The 15,884-nt window shown below is 69.8% G+C and carries 15 protein-coding genes, 1 tRNA gene, 1 other RNA gene and 2 pseudogenes; 8 read left to right on the forward strand and 11 right to left on the reverse strand.

Translation table 11 applies throughout. The features are described 5' to 3' along the window. Positions 1–468 carry an NUDIX domain-containing protein gene (locus tag ACX9I7_RS26270; RefSeq protein ID WP_451195436.1) on the forward strand — a complete coding sequence of 156 codons (468 nt, stop codon included), beginning with the start codon at positions 1–3 and terminating at the stop codon, positions 466–468. Positions 469–474: 6 nt separating this feature from the next. On the opposite strand, the gene ACX9I7_RS26275 is transcribed toward ACX9I7_RS26270, so the two are convergent. Beyond that, positions 475–1,026: an HD domain-containing protein gene (locus tag ACX9I7_RS26275; RefSeq protein WP_459388723.1), complete on the reverse strand. Its 552-nt coding sequence runs from the start codon at positions 1,024–1,026 to the stop codon at positions 475–477. A gap of 287 nt (positions 1,027–1,313) precedes the next feature. Between ACX9I7_RS26275 and ACX9I7_RS26280 the strand changes: the two are divergent. Beyond that, positions 1,314–1,715, forward strand: a pseudogene (locus tag ACX9I7_RS26280) (rho GDP-dissociation inhibitor); the annotation flags it as partial. A gap of 111 nt (positions 1,716–1,826) precedes the next feature. Here the strand turns inward: ACX9I7_RS26280 and ACX9I7_RS26285 are convergent. Next, a pseudogene (locus ACX9I7_RS26285) lies at positions 1,827–2,676 on the reverse strand (SDR family oxidoreductase). A 91-nt stretch (positions 2,677–2,767) separates the two neighbouring features. Here ACX9I7_RS26285 and ACX9I7_RS26290 point away from each other — a divergent pair. Then, positions 2,768–3,169 (forward strand): winged helix-turn-helix transcriptional regulator, encoded by a 402-nt coding sequence (locus tag ACX9I7_RS26290; RefSeq protein WP_451195428.1) that lies wholly within the window; start codon positions 2,768–2,770, stop codon positions 3,167–3,169. An 80-nt stretch (positions 3,170–3,249) separates the two neighbouring features. Here ACX9I7_RS26290 and ACX9I7_RS26295 read toward each other — a convergent pair whose 3' ends face one another. From ACX9I7_RS26295 to ACX9I7_RS26310, 4 genes are all read right to left on the reverse strand, one after another. After that, the gene (locus ACX9I7_RS26295; protein WP_459388724.1) at positions 3,250–4,944 is read right to left on the reverse strand and encodes a relaxase/mobilization nuclease domain-containing protein; all 1,695 of its coding nucleotides are present in this window, start codon (positions 4,942–4,944) and stop codon (positions 3,250–3,252) included. Beyond that, a complete protein-coding gene (gene mobC, locus ACX9I7_RS26300) occupies positions 4,945–5,430 on the reverse strand; it encodes a plasmid mobilization relaxosome protein MobC (RefSeq protein WP_459388725.1) in 486 nt (161 codons plus the stop codon). Between the two features lie 336 nt (positions 5,431–5,766). Next, entirely contained in the window at positions 5,767–6,516 is a 750-nt protein-coding gene (locus ACX9I7_RS26305) for a DUF2637 domain-containing protein (protein ID WP_459388732.1), read from the reverse strand. 299 nt (positions 6,517–6,815) lie between these two features. Beyond that, entirely contained in the window at positions 6,816–8,351 is a 1,536-nt protein-coding gene (locus ACX9I7_RS26310) for a DnaB-like helicase N-terminal domain-containing protein (RefSeq protein ID WP_459388726.1), read from the reverse strand. A 279-nt stretch (positions 8,352–8,630) separates the two neighbouring features. On the opposite strand from ACX9I7_RS26310, the gene ACX9I7_RS26315 reads away from it, so the two are divergent. From ACX9I7_RS26315 to ACX9I7_RS26325, 3 genes are all read left to right on the forward strand, one after another. Further along, positions 8,631–9,176 (forward strand): helix-turn-helix transcriptional regulator, encoded by a 546-nt coding sequence (locus tag ACX9I7_RS26315; RefSeq protein ID WP_414168443.1) that lies wholly within the window; start codon positions 8,631–8,633, stop codon positions 9,174–9,176. A 132-nt stretch (positions 9,177–9,308) separates the two neighbouring features. Then, positions 9,309–9,608 (forward strand): helix-turn-helix domain-containing protein, encoded by a 300-nt coding sequence (locus ACX9I7_RS26320; protein WP_414168441.1) that lies wholly within the window; start codon positions 9,309–9,311, stop codon positions 9,606–9,608. A gap of 11 nt (positions 9,609–9,619) precedes the next feature. Beyond that, positions 9,620–10,870 (forward strand): tyrosine-type recombinase/integrase, encoded by a 1,251-nt coding sequence (locus ACX9I7_RS26325; RefSeq protein ID WP_414168439.1) that lies wholly within the window; start codon positions 9,620–9,622, stop codon positions 10,868–10,870. A gap of 58 nt (positions 10,871–10,928) precedes the next feature. Here the strand turns inward: ACX9I7_RS26325 and ACX9I7_RS26330 are convergent, their stop codons facing one another. From ACX9I7_RS26330 to ACX9I7_RS26350, 5 genes are all read right to left on the reverse strand, one after another. Beyond that, positions 10,929–11,348 (reverse strand): arsenate reductase ArsC, encoded by a 420-nt coding sequence (locus ACX9I7_RS26330; RefSeq protein WP_414168437.1) that lies wholly within the window; start codon positions 11,346–11,348, stop codon positions 10,929–10,931. Positions 11,349–11,498: 150 nt separating this feature from the next. Further along, positions 11,499–12,101, reverse strand: coding sequence for a phosphatase PAP2 family protein (locus tag ACX9I7_RS26335; RefSeq protein WP_459388727.1), 603 nt, complete (start codon positions 12,099–12,101; stop codon positions 11,499–11,501). Between the two features lie 380 nt (positions 12,102–12,481). Further along, positions 12,482–13,441 carry a hypothetical protein gene (locus tag ACX9I7_RS26340; protein ID WP_414168435.1) on the reverse strand — a complete coding sequence of 320 codons (960 nt, stop codon included), beginning with the start codon at positions 13,439–13,441 and terminating at the stop codon, positions 12,482–12,484. Next, entirely contained in the window at positions 13,438–13,779 is a 342-nt protein-coding gene (locus ACX9I7_RS26345; RefSeq protein WP_451195416.1) for a PadR family transcriptional regulator, read from the reverse strand. The genes ACX9I7_RS26340 and ACX9I7_RS26345 overlap by 4 nt, the downstream gene beginning before the upstream one ends. A 385-nt stretch (positions 13,780–14,164) precedes the next feature. Continuing rightward, positions 14,165–14,252: transfer RNA gene (locus tag ACX9I7_RS26350), tRNA-Ser, on the reverse strand. 122 nt (positions 14,253–14,374) lie between these two features. On the opposite strand from ACX9I7_RS26350, the gene ffs reads away from it, so the two are divergent. Together ffs and ACX9I7_RS26360 are read left to right on the forward strand one after the other, a co-directional pair. Further along, positions 14,375–14,469: signal recognition particle sRNA small type (ffs, locus tag ACX9I7_RS26355), an RNA gene on the forward strand. 108 nt (positions 14,470–14,577) lie between these two features. Next, the coding region (locus tag ACX9I7_RS26360) for a DNA polymerase III subunit gamma and tau (protein WP_459388728.1) at positions 14,578–15,884 on the forward strand (1,307 nt) is incomplete at its 3' end.

A 15,884-nucleotide genomic window follows, 5' to 3' on the forward strand; every position in this document is an offset into this window, starting at 1 on the left:
GTGGCCCGCACCGAGTACTGGAACGACCCCGCGGCCCCGAAGCCGAACACGCTGATCCCCGCCTCCAACCTGCTGGTGGCGCGGGAGGACGGTGCGATCCTCCTCCAGCGGCGCCGCGACACGGGCCAGTGGGCCCTGCCCGGCGGCGTGCAGGACATCGGCGAGTCGCCCGCCCAGTGCGCGGTCCGAGAGTGCAAGGAGGAGACCGGGATCGTCGCGGAAGTCACCGGACTGCTGGGCGTCTACTCCCCACCCGGACACGTCGTCGCCTACAGCGACGGAGAGATCCGGCAAGCGTACGAAGTCACGTACATCGGCAAGCCGGTGGGTGGCACGCCCACGGTCAATGAGGAAGCGGACGGAGTGCGTTGGGTGCTCCCGGGGGAGCTCGATGAACTCGACATCCACCTCTCCATGCGCCTGCAGATCGGCCACTTCCTACGCGGCGAGTACCCGCACGTCATGTGAACGGTGTCAGTGACGCCCGGCAAGGCGGGACCCGACGCGCTCCACAGCTCTCCCGATCTCCGGCTCCGCCTGGCGGATGAACCGGCCCACGACACTGTCCGGCCCGTACCTCCCGACGATCTCGGCAATGCGCTCAGCGTGGGAGGTCGGCTCCCCGGCCGGCGTCGTCGTCATGTCGCAGTACACGAGCGCATCGACCAGGAGGCCCTGGTCGGGCAGGGGGAACTCGGCCTCCAGCGCCTCCCGAAGGCCCCGCTCTTCCGCCTCCAACAGGGCGAAAGAATGGTTGGCCACGAGCCGCACGACCACTTCCTCTGCCTGGCCGTGGGCACGGAGAAACCGAGCTCCGTCAAGCGGGTGGAAGCCAGTTGAGACGAGCGTTGGCGAATAGCCGATGTCATGCAGGACAGCGGCCGTGACCAGCGCATCCGCGTGGTCCCCGAGGATCGGAGCCAGACGTCTCGCTGCGGTGGCAACACCCAGGCTGTGGGCCCACCGCCGGGGCAGGGGCTCGGCGAGGAGCGAACACGACAGTTCGGATGCCTGGTCCGGTGACATGGATTTGAGATTACGCGTCGGACCTTGCTGGAGAGGGCTGTTCGCTGCTCGCCGTCCCGAAGGGTGTGTTGGGGAGGGGGAGTCGAGTAGGAATGCGCAGAGAGTGGGCGGTTCTTACTCGACACGTTTCAAGCTCCTTGAGGGAAGCGACCTGGGGAGAGTGATCGATTTCCGGCCGTTCTCGGGGCTCACTCGTCTGATCACCCACGGGAGCCACTCCGTGATCTTCGACGTGGACAGGTTGTGCCCGAACGTCTTCTGATCACACCCATTCCGAGGGGGGCCCGATGAGTGAAGAGCCCAAGCTCGTCCTGCTGGCGCTGACCGTGAGTTCCGAAGGGCGCGAGCGGCGGCGGCTGGACCCTGCCGATGGCCGCCTCCTGGCCGGCCCGGTCGTCATCAAGGAAGGCGTGGAGTACAGCCTCGGCCTGGAGTTCCGTGTGAACTACGGCGACACCTCGGGCATGAGGTACATCCACGCGGTCAAGCGCGCGGGCACCACGGTGGACAAGCTGGAAGACATGCTCGGTTCGTACGGTCCCTCGCCTGCTGGAAGCCCGTACAAGAAGGAGCTTCCGGCCGAGGAGGCGGCCACGGGCCTGCAGGCTCGCTCCGGCGCTTACAACGTCCGCAGCCGGATCGTCGGCGATGACGGGACCGCGTACGCCGACTTCGAGTGGTCCTACAAGCTCGCCAAAGACTGGCTAAGAACTCCAAACGAAATGATCTCCAGGCCGTACGGGTCAGGGGGCGTCGGGCCTGCCGCGGCCGGGGATCGGCCGCTGCTTCACAGGGGTGGATCAGTCGGCGAGTGCCGCCTCGATCGTGGCCGACAGCGGGGTCGTCGGGCGCCCGATAAGCCGGGCCAGGTCGTCGCTGCGCCGGGCGAACAGTCCGCGCGACATCGCCGCGTCAACGTCCACGAGGACTTCCGCCTTCGCCTCGGGCACGCCCGCTCCGGTGAGGATCGCCAGGTGCTGCTCGGCGGGGACGTTCTGGTACGAGATGGTCTTGCCGGTCTGCCGTGACAGCTCGGCCGTGTACTCCGCGTGGCTCCACGTGGTGTCGCCGTTGAGCTCGTACGCCTTGTTCTCGTGCCCCTGGCCGGTCAGTACGGCGACGGCCGCGGCGGCGAAGTCGGCGCGCGATGCGGCCGTCGCCCGCGCTGCCCACGACCGTGCCGCGCTCGATGATCGCGGTGAGGTTCAGGGTGAGGTTCTCGTTGTACCAGCCGTGGCGTAGGAAGGTGTAGGGCAGACCGGAGGCGAGGATTGCCTGCTCGGTCACCTTGTGGTCGTCGGCTAGGCGATAGTCCGCCTCCGGGCCGCCGAGGACGCCGGTGTATGCGAGCAGGGCCACCCCAGCCGCCTTCGCCGCGTCGGTCACGGCCTGGTGCTGCGCCACGCGTGCTCCCCAGTCGTTGCCGGAGATCAGCAGTACCCGGTCATTCGCGGCGAAGGCGCCGGCGAGCGTCTCGGGCTGTGCGTAGTCCGCGATCCGCAGCTTGATACCGCACTCGGCGAACACGGCACCTTTCTCCTTGCTGCGCACGACGGCCACGATCTGCTCTGCCGGGACCTGCACTGCGAGCAGGCCCTCTGTGACAAGACGGCCGAGGTTCCCGGTGGCACCGGTGACGACGAGGCTCATGTCTGGAATCTCCGTTTTCTCTGGGCTCGCCATTCACCCTAGATTGGGTATTAATCACCGGAAAGTACGCACTTTGAAGTAAGGCACTGCGATGAGCGTCGGCCCGCCGGACCCCGAGCGGTTCAAGCCCAATGCCAACCAGGCACTGGCACAGTGCCCCTCGCGCTTGATCCTCGAGCACGTCACCAGCCGCTGGGGCGTCATGGTTCTGGCCGCGCTGCTCGACCGCCCGCACCGCTTCGGCGAACTGCGCCGCGCGACCGGCGGTGTCACCGAGAAGGTGCTCGCCCAGACCCTGCAGACTCTGGAACGCGACGGCTTCGTACACCGTGCCGCTCAACCCGGGACCCCACCACTCCGCGTGGACTACTCCCTGACCGACCTCGGCAAGGAAGCCGCCGAGCAGGTGTCGGGCCTCGCGCGCTGGGCCAAGCGACGGATGGACCAGGTCCTCACAGCCCACGCGGCGTACGACGAGTCGAAGAGCTTGTGAACAACCGGGCCCACGCCAGGTGCCCTGCTGCAGGGCCGCGGGCCGTGAGCTCCAGGGCCCTTTCCGGCCACGGTTTCAGGTCAGCGGTGTGGCCCGCGCGGATCCAGTGAGGCCGGCTGTCGGTGGGCGGGCAGAGGCCGGGCGGAGACCTCTCGTCGGGAGGTTTGGCTACGTCGCGTGGTTGCTGTTGTGGTCCGTTTGCCGGGCTGGTTGGTGATGCGCCAGGTGAGGACTTCGGCGGGGAACTGGGCGGTGTGGAGTTCGCGCTGTGCTGCGGCTTCGGCGAGGACTTCGTGGGGCTGGTGGCCGGCTGTTTCTGCGCGGGCGAGGGTGGTGGTCAGGGCGGGCCAGGCCGGGTCGGCCAGGATGCGCTCGGCGTGGTCGGGCAGGGCGCGGCGGACGTCGGCCTCGTACCGGCGGACGATCTCGGCGCGGGGCGTGTGGCGGGTGAGTTCGGTGAGGACGGGCTGGACTGCCTGCCCGTAGGCGGCCTGGAGGTGGCACAGGGTTTTGCGGGCTGCGGCGGCTTGCTGTTCGTGGCGGCGGATGTCGTGCCAGCGGGCAGCGGCCATGACGACGAGCACGGCGGCGTCGAGGAGCATCGCGAGGCCGGCTCCGTCTGCTCTGCCGACGGGGTCCCGCAGCAGCCTCTTGATACTGCTCCGCAGGGCACGGGCGTGGTGGTGCTCGGCACGGATGCGGGAGCGCGTGGCGCGTTCGAAGGCGAGGGCTGCTTGCTGGAGTTGAGCTTTGGCGTTCGTGGGGGCGAGGAGGGGAAGGGCGTCCATGAGTTCGCCGAATGCGGCGATGTGGGCCTGGGCTGCGGCGTCATCGTCGCCGTGGTCGAGGACACCTGGGATGCGGTCGGCGGCCGCGGTCGCCCGGAGCCAGGAGCTGGGCTTGCGGCCTTCCGCCCGCTGGGCGGCGGGTTCGTGGTCGGCTGCGTTGAGGCGTTCGCGGATCCTGGGCAGGGACAGGTCGGGGGCGAGCTTGGAGCCGGAGAACCAGATGGGCTCGCCCGAGGCATTGGTGTCGTCGGGGAGGGCGACCTTGTAGCCGCGGAGGTCGCCGGAGGGGAAGCGCTGTGCTTCGACCAGGACGCCGGAGCCGGAGAGCATGGCGAGGAACTCCTCCTCGGCGGTGGCGGCTGAGGCCACGGTGCGGATGGTGGCGCGCAGGCGTTCGCGCGCGGTCAGGCGGTGGCCGGTGCGCCGGGCCTTCTCCTTCTCCGCGCGGGTGGGGCGCTCGGCGGCGGTGCGGTCGCCGCGTACGACTTGACGCAGGCCGTAATCCTTCTCGATGGCGGCGAGTTCCTTGTCGGCGCGGAGGTAGTCGTTCCAGTGGCGGGCGGTGCGCAGGTCGCCCCGGACTTTGGTGGCGGCGATGTGGATGTGGTCGTCGGCATGGCGGACGGCGACCCAGCGGCAGCCGTCCGGATCCCCCTCGGGTGCGATGCCGGCGGCGTTGACGACGCGGCGGGCGATGTCCGCCCATTCGTCGTCGCTGAGGATGCGGTCCTCCGGCGCGGTCCGTATCGAGCAGTGCCACACGTACTGTTCGGGCGCGCGGTGGCCGGCCTGCTTCACCCGTAGATCCAGGACCTTCACGAGATGTCTCTTCGTCCCGTTGAAGTCCTCCGAGCGGCCCGGGTCGGGGGCGATGCCGTCCCAGGAGGCGACCAGGTGCGGGTCGGTGTGCTCGTTGGCCCGGCCGGGGCCGTAGAGGTAGGCGATCAGCTTGGCGGTGTTCTTGCCGTTGGAGATCTTGGCGATCATTCAGGCAGCAGCCTTCGCGGCCGCCGCGCGGTACGAGGTGACGTCGATGTCGGTGACGACGGCGCGAACGGTATCCAGAGTCCGTGTGGCTGCGGCGAGGACGGTGGCGTCCACAGGGTGTGAACTGGCTCCGGAGTTGAGGACCTTGGCGATCTGGTTGACGTTGCGGCCGATGTGGGCGACCTGGGTGCGGAGGGCGTTCAGCTCGTCGATGAGATCGTCGGTCGCGGTGCGCTGGCCGGGCAGGGCGAGGTCACCTTCAAGGTAGGCCATGATGACCGCCCCGACGAGATGGGCGGCTGCGATGTTCATCGAACGGGCTCTGGTGACGATCGTGTTCTTCTCGACGACGCTGTAGCGGACGTCGACACGCTCTTTGCGCTGGACAGTTTGGCGCTGACGGCGACGCGCGACGCGGTACAGGGCGGCTTCATCAGCGGCGCGGGGGAGCGACGGCTCGGAGCAGCCGACGGGCTTCTCCTTCACGGGCACCCCCTGGTGCCCGAGGACCTCCGCCACCCCCGGGGCGGGGGCTTCCCCGCTGGACCGGCCGTTGGACGGTCCAGCGGGATACCTTGCTGCGCTTTGGGCTGAGGCGGTGGTCATCTCCAGCTGGTCGATGGCGAGTTTGTGGTGCTGGCCGTGCATGTGCGTGTTCTCCATTGATGTTCGCGTCGGGGGTGGCACCGGCGGCGAGGCTGGTCCGCGTTCCGTCTCGTGGTGTCATCCAGCGGCCCGCGGGGGCCGGTCCGCAAGGTCGGTCCCCGGTTCCGGTCGGTCCCCGGGACGGTCCGGTGGGCGTTGACCTGCGGAGACTTCCGGTCAGTCGGTGGCGAGCGTTCCGGTCGGCGCTGAGGCCGGCGGGCGGAGGGCGTTCATGACCTGGGTGAGCCGGTCCTGGCTGATGCGGTGGCCGGCGGTTCGTATCGTCTGGCGAACGGCGCCACGGGTGGGGATTTCGTCCGCCGTGAACAGGGGTCGTGCGAGCTCAACCAGATCGTCCAGATCGGCAGTGGTCGGTCGGCCGATGCGGCGTGGGCGGTCGGACAAGGTGCCGTCGCTGAACAGTTCCCCCTGGCCTCGTTGCTGGAGATCGTCTCGATCCGTCTCGACGACGGGGCCCTCGTCAACGTCCTCCCGTGGCTCGGGGTGCGCTTGACCACCCGCGTGGTCGTCGTGGCGGGGCGGAACTTGGGCGGTGTGCCGTGCGATGAGGATGTGGAGGTGGACGGCTCCGGCGAGGGCGAGCGGGGCAAGGGTGGAGAGGACGCCGACGGTGGCATCGCCGAGGTACAGGCCGCCGGGTGGGGCTTGCTGGTTGAGGCGTATGGCGTGCAGTGCGTTGGCCCAGATGCTGGCGGTGGTGGCGGTGCCGAAGAGCGCCCAGACGTAGAGGCGGGCGCCGAAGGACGCGGTCCGGAGGACGAGCAGGGCGCGGACGCCGTAGGCGATGAAGCCGTCGATCACGAGCGGGAAGAGGTAGGTGAGGAATCCGCGGACGTGGATGGCGGTGGCCATCTGCTGCAGGGCGTCGTAGGAGAGGGCGCATCCGGCACTGCCGAGGGCTGTGATGGCGGCGCGGTCCCAGCCGGTGGCCCGGTGAGTGAGGGCGAGGGGCGTCACGGGGTAGTGCTCCGGGGGTTTCTGGGGTGCTGGAGGGGCGTTCACGGAGGGGGCGTACACGCGAGCCCCCTTCTAAAGGGGGGGGCTCGCGCGTGAACGCTCGGCGCGTGTACGCCGTGTACGGTCGCGTGATCGTCTGACCTGCGGTTTTGTCGCGAGCGTGATTGGTGTGAACGGTTTTCGGGCCGTGGCTCCGTGAGGGGCGTGTGTACGGTCCCGTGAACGGTCAGCCCGCTCGCGCGGTGAGGTCAGCAGACGGCGGCGATGTGGCGTGCGGACGCGTAATAGCGGGCTTGCTGTCCGCCGCCGCTGCCGCCCGCGAGTCCGTCCGCCTTGGTGGCCAGTCCCGCCTTGGCCAGGCTGTCCAGGGCTCGGCGTGCTTTCTCGACGGCGGCTCGGCCCGGGTTGCTCTCGCCGGTCTGGGCGGTGGCGAGATCACGGACGCTGAGGCCGCCGGGGGCGGCGCGCAGGATGGTGATCGGATCCAGAGCGGGGTCGAGAGTGGTGGTGCCGTGTGCGTGGTCGTGGATGAGCTGCAGCGGGCCGATCTCGCCGGTGGGCGTCTTGAGGTGGTGGAGGGTGACGGCGGGGTCGCCCGCCTCGCCGGAGATGAACAGGACGCTGCCCGCGCCGGAGGTGATCCACGTGGAGCCGTAGACGCGGTCGAGGGAAGGCCGTGTGTCCCTCGCGGTCCCTTCCTGGGACTTGCGCTGGTGGTGCAGCTCCATGACCTCGACGCCATTGCGGATGGCGCGCTGGCGGGCGTTGTTGAAGGCGACGGCGAGGGCGTCGTCGACGAGGGTGCTCACCGCGTCCTTCAGGCTGTCGATCACGATCGTGTCGGCCTGGTGGGCGGCGGCCAGGTCGGCGAGGAGGTCGGGCTCCCTGTCGAGGCTTGCGGGCAGGGGGCCCTGCCACACGGCGAGCCGGTCACGCAGGATCGCCTCGTCGTGCTGGCCGATGCGGCGAGCCATGGCTTTGGCGATCTGCTGCGGACGGTCCATGGCCAGATAGAGCACCCGCTTGCTGGGTGCGACCGGCATGTCGAGCACGGTGCCTTGGAGGCCGATGCGGGCGAGGACGACCTGGTGGGCCAGGGTGGTCTTGCCGACGCCCGGGGCTCCGACGATCATCAGGCTCTCGCCGGACGCCCACGCGGTCTTCTCCCGCGTGCCCCACAGCGGCTCTTTGTCCGCGCCGGTCTCGGTCACGAACCGCCAGCCGTCGACGAGGTAGCGGGAGAGGCGCCCGCTGCCGGAGGCGAGCGCCCGCTCCCGCTCGGCGCCGAGATCTGTCTCGATCTCCGAGCGGATCTCGTCGGGGTCGGCGCCCGGTTCCTGGGCGCGCTGCACGGTGCGGATGCCGTGTTCGCGCAGGCGGCGGAGGGCGGCTGTCCGGCGCACGATGTCCGCGTAGTAGGCGGCGTGGCTGGCCGAGGGCGGGGCGCCGTAGAGCTGGTGGACGTAGACCACTCCGCCGACCCGGGTGATGTCGCCCTGGCACGTGAGGAAATCGCTCACGGTGATCGGGTCGGTCGGCTTGTCCTCGCCCCGGAGAGCCAGCAGCGCTCGCCAGATCGTCTCGTGCTGCGGCCGGTAGAAGTCGGCCGCGTCCAGCATGGGGCGGATTTCGTCGATCACGTCGGGGCCGTGCATGCAGGCGCCGAGGACGGCCTGCTCAGCGACCGCGTCATGCGGTGGTTGAACGGTCATGTCGGTCGGCGACACGGGCCCTGCTGCCTGCCGGGATGGCATCTCCGGCGGCTGGGCCGTACCCTTTGGCAAGGAAACTCCTCACCCGGCAGGCCATATGGGGCGGCAACCCCGGCCAGGCCGGTCTGGATCGTTCAGGGATGGGCGGTCATGAGGTTTTCTTCTTCGGCCCCCGGTGTTCGTAGCACCGGGGGTTTCTTCATGTCCGACGCCGTTCAGCCCCGGACGGGAAACCACATTACCTCATCCGATGCGCTCCCGAATGGGTTGCATTCGTTTCCGAAATGGAGTTAGCTGTTCACCCCGGGCCGCGCTGGTCCGGTGGAGGCATGTCGCAAGGAGGCGCGAGCAATGAGCAGCGAAGAAGGTGCCGCCCGCGCCGGCCCCGATCGGCCCCTGCCGGAGAGCAATGTGGCCGAGCGCATCAAGCTCGAGCGCGAGATCCGCGGCTGGAGCACGCAGAAGCTGGCCGAGCGCATGGCCGAGGTCGGCCACCCGGTGAACCAGGCCGCGATCTGGCGCATCGAGAGCGGTAAGCCCCGCCGGAGGGTCAACCTCGACGAAGCCCTCGGGTTCTCCAAGGTCTTCGACATTCCGCTCGACGACCTGACCGGCCCTCCGGGCCACGTCTCCAACGCCCAGGTGCGCAGGCTCGTCGGCGAATATGTCGAGAAGTGGAAGGACTGGCGGGCCGCGCGTAAGCCCATGGACCGCGCCAGGGACGACATCGAGGAGTACATCAAGGCCCACCCTGACCAGGAAGAGATGGTCAGGGCCTTGGTCGCTTACGAAGTCACCGGCGCTTCCGGTGGCGACTTCGTGCGCCACCGCGACGTGCCCCACTCGCACAGGCGCCTCATCGGCGACGACGCTTCTGCCAAGCCCGCCGCCGAGTAACCGTTTCACCTGCTGCCCTGGTGCTACGAACACCGAACGGCAGGCATCACATCAACGCCCATCCCTGAACGATCAACACGGCATGGCCTGGGGTTGCCGCCCCTTCACGGCCTGCCGGGACGAGGATGCCCCTTGCCTCAGAACCACCTGCCCGTTGCCCAGATCGCCCATCTCCTCGGCGTCCCGGAGGAGAACCTCCGCACGCTGATGGCCGAACGGGCCGACTCCCACGGCGATCCCACCCTCGTCGGGCTCACCGTCGCCGAAGCCGCCCGTCGCGTCGGCATCGGCCGCACCAAGATGTACGAGTACGTCTCCTCCGGCGAAATCGCCTCCGTGAAGATCGGCAGCTTGCGCCGAATACCCGCCGAGGCGGTGAACGAGTTCCTCGCCCGGCGCCTCGGCGCGGCCGACCTCGCCGCTGCGGCTTGAGGGCGGCGGACATGACCAAGTCCCGCCAGCCCAACGGCGCCTCTTCCATCTACCTTGGCAAGGACGGCCGTTGGCACGGCCGCGTCACCGTCGGCACCAAGGACGATGGCACCCCCGACCGTCGTCACATCGGCCGCAAGACCCGCGCCGAAGTCACCAAGGCCGTACGCGAGCTGGAGCGGCAGCGCGACGCCGGAAGCGTCCGCAAGGCCGGCCAGACCTGGACGGTGACGACCTGGCTCACCCACTGGGTCGAGAACATCGCTGCCCTGCACGTCTCCGAGAACACCATCGACGGCTACCGCGTCGCGGTCTACCACCACCTCATACCCGGTGTCGGGGCTCACCGCCTGGCCAAGCTGGAGCCTGAGCATCTGGAGCGCTTCTACAAGAAGATGCAGGACAACGGCAGTTCGGCAGGCACCGCCCACCAGGCACACCGGACCGTACGAACCGCGCTCAACGAGGCCGTTCGCCGCCGTCACATCACCATTAACCCCGCCACCATCGCCAAAGCGCCCCGCCTCGAAGAGGAAGAGGTCGAGCCCTACTCGGTCGAGGAGGTGCAGCGGATCCTGCTGGAGGCCGAGCGGCATCGCAACACCGCCCGCTGGGTCATCGCGCTCGCTCTCGGCCTCCGCCAGGGCGAGGCCCTCGGCCTGCAGTGGACGGACGTCGACTGGGAGGCCGGAGTGATCCGGGTCAGCCGTGGCCGACTGCGGCCGAGGTATAAGCACGGCTGCGGCGACCGCTGCGGGCGTAAGCCCGGTTACTGCCCGCAGAAGATCAACACCCGGCGCGAGACCAAGGAGACCAAGTCGCGGGCCGGTAAGCGGCCCATCGGCGTCCCGGAGGAGTTGATGAAGCTGCTGCGGCGGCACAAGGAGGAGCAGGACCGCGAGCGACGGCTCGCGCGGGACCTGTGGGTGGAGAAGGGGTACGTCTTCACCTCGCCGACCGGCGAGCCCCTGAACCCCAACACGGACCACCACAAGTGGAAGGACCTGTTGAAGGCGGCCGGGATCCGTGAGGGCCGCCTCCACGACGCCCGTCACACGGCGGGAACCGTCTTGCTGATCCTCGGCGTTCCGGACGTCGTCGTCGACGCGATCATGGGCTGGGAGCCCGGTAAGTCGGCGCGGATGCGGCGCCGGTACCAGCACCTGACGAGCCGGGTCCTCCAGGACACTGCCGACAGGATCGGCAGTTTGCTGTGGGGATCCGCCGACACGGTCAACGGCGGTCTCTCGCAGGGCAGCTGAAGGCAGAGGCAGGAAGCCCGGATCCTCGGAGAGGCCCGGGCTTCCGTCGTGCCGGTCTTCAGCTGCCCGTGGGCAGCAACTCGGCGAGCAGGCCGCGGATTCGCCGTTCGATCTCGTCGCGGATCGGCCGGACTGCACCAACTCCCTGGCCGGCGGGGTCATCGAGCTTCCAGTCCAGGTACTTCTTGCCGGGGAAGACGGGGCAGGCGTCGCCGCAGCCCATGGTGATGACGACGTCGGATGCCTGGACGGCCTCGGTGGTCAGCACCTTCGGGGTCTGGGCGGAGATGTCGATGTCCACCTCGGCCATCGCTTCGACCACGGCCAGGTTGACGGTGTCGGCGGGGGCGGAGCCGGCTGAGCGGACCTCGACCTTGCCCTGGCCGAGGTGGGTGAGGAAGGCGGCGGCCATCTGGGAGCGTCCGGCGTTGTGGACGCACACGAACAGCACCGACGGCTTGGGCTGGGTGTCAGACATGGGCGGGACCTTCTGCTGTGGCGGCTGGGGCAGCGGGGGAGTTGGGGAGTGGGGGCCACGGTTCGGGCAATGAGTTTGGATGCCAGCTGGGCTGACGGTCTGTGACACGCCGCTGATGGCGTTAATGGGGGGCTTGGGTCGTTTGGCCGGTCACGCTGCGCGCTGTTGATCGCGGTCCATTACGGCGATCCAGACCAGGGCCGAGCACAGGAGTGCCGCTGTGGCGAAGGCCAGCGGGCGCGTGGCGGAGTCTTCCCGTGCGCTGGCGGCGAGCGCGCCGGCCGCTGACAGGGCGAGGATGAGGGCCGGCAGTGCACGAGGGCGTCGTATGACGCCCGGTGCGGCGGTGGGTGGCAGCAACCGGGCCGCGAGGGTGTAGCTGGCGCAGGCCAGGAGAGTGGCCCCCAGTGCGTCGCTGGGCCGGTGCCAGTAGAGAGCCTGGACGGCGCCGGCGGTGAAGGCGAGCCACAGCATTCCGGCAGCGGCGACGCAGGGGCGCACGCGCGGGGAAGCGACGAGAATCGCGCCGAGGGCCAGGCCGGCGACGATGGCCACGTGACCGCTGGGGAAGCTCACCTCGGTGGGCCTTTCCATAGCACCGGCCAGATCGGGACGGGGGAGGACCGCCCTGAGCGCCTCCGTGCCCGTGACCGTGGCCACCACGACCCCGGTTGCCGCGCAGCCCTCCCACCAGCACCTCCGCACCAGGGCGACGGCAGCGATGATGGACGTGCCCGCGATCAGGGTGGGCATGGCCGAGTTGTGCATCAACGGCGGCGGGCCCCAGTCAGCCGTTGGATCGGTCCACGGGGAGACCCACGCCTGAGTGACGTATCCCTTGATCAGCGAGTTCTCCGCTATTTGCCCGAACGGGGTGCAGACAGCGATCAGGTAGACCGCGACGAACCCAAGGAGGAACAGTAGAGCTGGGGCCCGGCTGATCGAAGACGGCCGTACCGTCCGGGAAGGGCTCCGGCCGGCCATGGCTCCGGGGGCCTGTCCGGGGGTGTCCGGCCGGATTGCGGTCAGGTTCGAGTGATCTTGCCGAGCCAATGCTTTCTCTTTCCGTGGGGCAGTGGTCCGGCCGTGCGCCTCCCTGGACTGCGTGGGGCCGTCCGGTTGCGGAACCGCTGTTATCCGAGGGGTGTGCCGCTGTGCCGGCGCTGCGCGGCGATCGCCAGGGCCGGGAGGGGCATGATCAGGGCGATGAGGACGGCCAGACTCGGCAGGGACTCCATGAGCCAGTCCGGCTGGACGACGATCGCCTGCGTGCGGACGATCGTGAACGCGGCGACGGGGATCAGCCACCGGTAGTCGCCCGTGGCGGTGGTCGCCATCCACGCGGCGATCAGCGCAGCGACTTCGAGGACGAGCTGGCCGCGCTGGAACCACGGATCGCCCGAGGTGATGTGCAGGCCTCCGGCGACGGCCATGGCGAGCACCACCGGTACGAGCCAGCTGTACGAGCGGCGGCGCAGCCGGCCGGGACGGCAGGCCGTCAGTGCCGCGCTCACGATGAACAGGGCCACCGACAGCGCCAGGTCGGTTGCCCGGATCGGGGCGGCCATCCCGTAATAGCCCGGGCCCACCACGCCCTCGTCACCGAACAGCGTCGAGCTGCCGACCGTCGCACCGGCGTAGATCATCGCCGCCGCGGCCGGCAGCGCGATCCACGGCTTGCCGCGCAGCAGCGCGACCAGGCAGACCAGCGGCAACAGCCCGTAGGGCAGGGTCCGCGTGAAGGTGCCGGAGCCTTGGGCCCACGGGAACCAGCCGGCGTGATGGAAGTTGATGGCACGGCCGCCGGGGTCGATACGCAGTGCCCAGTCCCACACGTCCTGCAGGTACGGCACCAGTGCCAGAGCGGCGAGGACGAGGGCGGCCAGATGGAGGCCGTCCAGCCACCACGGCCGGGACCGGTCCTCGACCGTGGCACGGGCACGGGCCTGCACCCCTCCGCGCATCAGCGCGACAGCCTCCCGCAGCGGGGGCCAGGAGCGGCCGGGGTACGCCTCGGCCAGAGTGGCCAGCAGCTCCTCCCCCTGCCGGGCACGGTATGCCCTGGGGTAGGCGGCCAGCAGCAGACGGTTCATGCCCCGGCCACCCCTGCTGCCCGCGAGCGCCCGATGACGACGGCCGCCGCTTGCTGCATGCGCAGCGCCTCCCGGCCGAGCGCGTCGGCACCCTCCTGGGTGAGCCGGTAGTAGCGCCGGGCCCGGCCGTCCACGATCTCCTCGCGGTCGGTGGCCACCAGCCCGGACCGCTCCATCCGCTCCAGCGCACCGTAGAGCGTGCCGACAGCGAGCCTGAGCCGGCCGCCGGTGGCCTGCTCGGCGGCCTTGATGATGCCGTAGCCGTGCAAGGGCCCGTCCATGAGCGCGGCAAGGATGAAGTACTGCGGTTCCGTCAAAAGCGGCTTCTGTCTCGTCACGCCTGCGAGCATATATCGGGAGCCGAAATATTACGTTCGTCAGCACCCCCGGAGGACGTACCAGGGGCAGGGTCTCCCGCGCCGCCAAGCCCACCGTCACTGATCCGGCCTGCCGGAGACCTGCTGCAGTGTCGCCGCCTGCTGCACGGACTCCGAAGAAGCCGCCGACCCGGCGGTCACGGCCCACGAGGCGAAGTCGGCTGCCGGCTGCGACTGCCGGTGACGAGGGCCATAGGGTCAACGGGGGAGACGCGGCGCCGCAGACCGTCCACCCGCGACCGGTGAGTGGAGGCTCCCGGCCAACTGAGACCAAAACTGAGACCACGGAATGCAGAAGACCCCGGCCGGTTTCCCGGTCGGGGTCTTCTCGTGCCCGGTGAGGCACTGGCGGAGGATACGAGATTCGAACTCGTGAGGGGTTGCCCCCAACACGCTTTCCAAGCGTGCGCCCTAGGCCTCTAGGCGAATCCTCCGCCGCAAACAATACAAGACTCCGAGGGGTGCTCGCGAACACGTGCTCCCGGGAGAGGGTCCGGGTGTGTGGGGAGGGGGCGAGGAGTGGCCGAGCACCCCCGGCGATCCGCTACGCTGGGGGCAAGCCCCTCACGTGGCGCTATCTCACCCAACTCCCCCAGGGCCGGAAGGCAGCAAGGGTAAGTGGGCTCTGGCGGGTGCGTGAGGGGCCCTTGTGTTTTCCGGGCTCCCGGTGAGTCGGAGCGGCTCCGCGCGCCCCTGGGTGCGGGCCGGGGGATCTGTGACGGAGGCCACTTGTCAGTGGGGCCCGATATCGTCGTAGGTGTGTCGTCCCTCGCGCTCTACCGCCGCTACCGCCCCGAGTCCTTCGCAGAGGTCATCGGGCAAGAGCATGTCACCGCCCCGTTGCAGCAGGCCCTGCGGAACAACAGGGTCAACCACGCGTACCTGTTCAGCGGCCCGCGCGGCTGCGGCAAGACGACCAGCGCGCGCATCCTCGCCCGCTGCCTGAACTGCGAGCAGGGCCCGACGCCCACCCCGTGCGGGGAGTGCCAGTCCTGCCAGGACCTGGCGCGGAACGGGCGCGGCTCGATCGATGTCATCGAGATCGACGCCGCCTCGCACGGTGGTGTGGACGACGCCCGTGAGCTGCGCGAAAAGGCCTTCTTCGGCCCCGCCAGCAGCCGCTACAAGATCTACATCATCGACGAGGCCCACATGGTCACCTCGGCGGGCTTCAACGCCCTGCTGAAGGTCGTCGAGGAGCCCCCGGAGCATCTGAAGTTCATCTTCGCGACGACCGAGCCCGAGAAGGTCATCGGCACGATCCGTTCGCGCACCCACCACTACCCGTTCCGGCTCGTCCCACCCGGCACCCTCCGTGAGTACCTGGGCGAGGTCTGCGAGCAGGAGAAGATCCCCGTCGAGGACGGCGTCCTCCCGCTGGTCGTCCGCGCCGGCGCCGGCTCCGTGCGTGACTCGATGTCCGTCATGGACCAGCTCCTCGCCGGTGCCGCCGAGGACGGTGTGACGTACGCCATGGCCACGTCCCTCCTCGGCTACACCGACGGCTCCCTGCTCGACGCCGTCGTGGACGCCTTCGCCGCCGGTGACGGCGCCGCGGCCTTCGAGGTCGTCGACCGCGTCATCGAGGGCGGCAACGACCCCCGCCGCTTCGTCGCCGACCTGCTGGAGCGGCTGCGCGACCTGGTGATCCTCGCCGCCGTCCCGGACGCCGCCGAGAAGGGCCTCATCGACGCCCCGGCGGACGTGGTCGAGCGGATGCAGGCCCAGGCGTCCGTCTTCGGCGGCGGCGAGCTCAGCCGCGCCGCCGACCTGGTCAACGAGGGCCTGACCGAGATGCGCGGCGCCACCTCCCCGCGCCTCCAGCTCGAGCTCATCTGCGCCCGCGTCCTGCTGCCCGCCGCCTTCGACGACGAACGATCCGTCCGCGCCCGCCTCGACCGCCTGGAGCGCGGCGCGGCGACGGCCGCCGCGGCCTTCACCCCCGCCCCGCCCGGCACGGCCGTCGGCTACGTCCCGGGGCCGGACGCCCACGTCCCCGCCCCCTCCCACGTCCCCGCTCCGGCCGCCGGCCTGTCCGGCCCGGCGGCGGCACGCGCGGCCGTGAC

Source organism: Streptomyces sp. L500 (genome assembly GCF_054551825.1).